The sequence below is a fragment of the Chromohalobacter sp. 11-W genome, assembly GCF_029889905.1.
In the GTDB taxonomy this organism is placed as follows: Bacteria; Pseudomonadota; Gammaproteobacteria; order Pseudomonadales; family Halomonadaceae; genus Chromohalobacter.
This window is the reverse complement of sequence record NZ_JARANZ010000021.1, coordinates 1-3,324: the sequence shown is the minus strand read 5'-3', so window position 1 is coordinate 3,324 and position 3,324 is coordinate 1. Positions and strand designations below refer to the sequence as shown.

Annotated in this window: 2 rRNA genes; both read right to left on the bottom strand. The window is 55.3% G+C overall.

From position 1 onward, the window contains the following. Positions 1 to 4 precede the first annotated feature (4 nt). Positions 5 to 120 (bottom strand): 5S ribosomal RNA (gene rrf / locus OP494_RS17040). Positions 121 to 230: 110 nt separating this feature from the next. Then, positions 231 to 3,121 (bottom strand): 23S ribosomal RNA (locus OP494_RS17035). Between the last annotated feature and the right edge of the window lie 203 nt (positions 3,122 to 3,324).

The window sequence follows — 3,324 nt, the reverse complement described above, 5'->3', positions numbered from 1 at the left end:
AAATGCCTGACGATGACCTACTCTCGCATGGGGAAGCCCCACACTACCATCGGCGCTAAGCGGTTTCACTGCTGAGTTCGGCATGGGATCAGGTGGGACACGCTCGCTATGGTCGTCAGGCGAAACAGGTGTCATGGCCCTCAGGGCCACAACGCAATCGGGAATAAGCTGACACGCTACGTCTCATGCGTATCCGGGATCGGCTCGTCACCAGACCCTTTGGGTGTTATATGGTCAAGCCTCACGGGCCATTAGTACACGTTAGCTCAACGCCTTGCAGCGCTTCCACACCGTGCCTATCAACCAGCTGGTCTCGCTGGGCCCTTCAGGAGGCTCGAGGCCTCGGGGAGATCTCATCTTGAAGGGGGCTTCCCGCTTAGATGCTTTCAGCGGTTATCCCGTCCGCACATAGCTACCCGGCAATGCCACTGGCGTGACAACCGGAACACCAGAGGTGCGTCCACTCCGGTCCTCTCGTACTAGGAGCAGCCCTTCTCAAATCTCCAACGCCCACGGCAGATAGGGACCGAACTGTCTCACGACGTTCTAAACCCAGCTCGCGTACCACTTTAAATGGCGAACAGCCATACCCTTGGGACCGACTTCAGCCCCAGGATGTGATGAGCCGACATCGAGGTGCCAAACACCGCCGTCGATGTGAACTCTTGGGCGGTATCAGCCTGTTATCCCCGGAGTACCTTTTATCCGTTGAGCGATGGCCCTTCCATACAGAACCACCGGATCACTAGAACCTGCTTTCGCACCTGCTCGACGTGTCTGTCTCGCAGTCAAGCACCCTTATGCTCTTGCACTCATTGCACGATTTCCAACCGTGCTGAGGGTACCTTCGTGCTCCTCCGTTACGCTTTGGGAGGAGACCGCCCCAGTCAAACTACCCACCACACACTGTCCTCGACCCGGATAACGGGCCCAAGTTAGAACGCCAATGATGCCAGGCTGGTATTTCAAGGTTGGCTCCCCTGGGACTGGCGTCCCAGGTTCCAAGCCTCCCAGCTATCCTACACAAGCAACATCAGCATCCAGTGTGAAGCTATAGTAAAGGTTCACGGGGTCTTTCCGTCTAGCCGCGGGGACACCGCATCTTCACGGCGATTTCAATTTCACTGAGTCTCGGGTGGAGACAGCGTGGCCATCATTACGCCATTCGTGCAGGTCGGAACTTACCCGACAAGGAATTTCGCTACCTTAGGACCGTTATAGTTACGGCCGCCGTTTACCGGGGCTTCGATCAAGCGCTTCGCCGGAGCTAACGCCATCAATTAACCTTCCGGCACCGGGCAGGCGTCACACCCTATACGTCCGCTTACGCGTTAGCAGAGTGCTGTGTTTTTAATAAACAGTTGCAGCCACCTGGTATCTTCGACCGGCTCGAGCTTAGGACGCGAAGTCCATCACCCTATGCCGGCGCACCTTCTCCCGAAGTTACGGTGCCATTTTGCCTAGTTCCTTCACCCGAGTTCTCTCAAGCGCCTTGGGATTCTCACCCTGACCACCTGTGTCGGTTTGGGGTACGGTCGCATGTGATCTGAAGCTTAGAGGCTTTTCCTGGAAGCGTGGCATCGATGACTTCCAGACCGTAGTCTGTTCGTCTCGTCTCTCGGCTTTAAGGAATCGGATTTACCTGATTCCTCGGCCTACCGACTTTCACCAGGACAACCAACGCCTGGCTCACCTAGCCTTCTTCGTCCCCCCATCGCAATCACATCCGGTACGGGAATATTAACCCGTTTCCCATCGACTACGCCTTTCGGCCTCGCCTTAGGGGCCGACTCACTCTGCTCCGATTGACGTCGAACAGAAACCCTGGGTCTTCCGGCGTGCGGGGTTTTCACCCGCATTATCGTTACTCATGTCAGCATTCGCACTCGTGATATCTCCAGCGCGCTTCTCAACGCCCCTTCACAGACTTACACGACGCTCCTCTACCGCGCATCCCTAAGGATGCACCCGTAGCTTCGGCATCTGGTTTGAGCCCCGTTACATCTTCCGCGCAGGCCGACTCGACTAGTGAGCTATTACGCTTTCTTTAAAGGATGGCTGCTTCTAAGCCAACCTCCTAGCTGTCTAAGCCTTCCCACATCGTTTCCCACTTAACCAGAATTTGGGGGCCTTAGCTGACGGTCTGGGTTGTTTCCCTTTTCACAACGGACGTTAGCACCCGCTGTGTGTCTCCCACGCTGCACTCATCGGTATTCGGAGTTTGCCTCGGGTTGGTAAGCCGGGATGGCCCCCTAGCCGAAACAGTGCTCTACCCCCGACGGTGATACGTGAGGCGCTACCTAAATAGCTTTCGAGGAGAACCAGCTATCTCCGGGCTTGATTAGCCTTTCACTCCGATCCACAGCTCATCCCAGCATTTTTCAACATACTTGGGTTCGAGCCTCCAGTCAGTGTTACCTGACCTTCACTCTGGCCATGGATAGATCGCCCGGTTTCGGGTCTATATCCAGCGACTCATCGCCCTGTTAAGACTCGGTTTCCCTACGCCTCCCCTAGTCGGTTAAGCTCGCCACTGAATATAAGTCGCTGACCCATTATACAAAAGGTACGCGGTCACCAGCCGAAGCCAGCTCCCACTGCTTGTACGCATACGGTTTCAGGATCTATTTCACTCCCCTCGCCGGGGTTCTTTTCGCCTTTCCCTCACGGTACTGGTTCACTATCGGTCAGCCAGGAGTATTTAGCCTTGGAGGATGGTCCCCCCGTCTTCAGTCAAGGTTTCACGTGCCCCGACCTACTCGATTTCACCAATGCGGGTTTTCGGTTACGGGGCTATCACCCACTATGGCCGGCCTTTCCAGGCCGTTCACCTAACCGTGCATTGACTTAAGGGCTAGTCCCCGTTCGCTCGCCGCTACTTAGGGAATCTCGGTTGATTTCTTTTCCTCGGGGTACTTAGATGTTTCAGTTCCCCCGGTTCGCCTCCCAACCCCTATGAATTCAGGGTGGGATACCCAGCTTGTGCTGGGTGGGTTTCCCCATTCAGAAATGCCCGGGTCGTAGGTTGTTTGCCACCTCACCGAGCCTTATCGCAGGCTACAACGTCTTTCATCGCCTCTGGCTGCCTAGGCATCCACCGTATGCGCTTCATCGCTTGACCATATAACCCCAAAGGGTCTGGTCTGGCGACGATCACGATTTTGCCGGATACGCTTGAGACGTATCGTCTTGCTTTGTCAGTTTATTCCACATTGTTAAAGAGCATTTAGAGCGACAAGCTCTAAGCGGGAAGCTCGAAGAATTTATCTTCCAAGCGTCTCGCTTAAAACTCTCTCGACTGTCGGGATGGTGGAGCCTACCGGG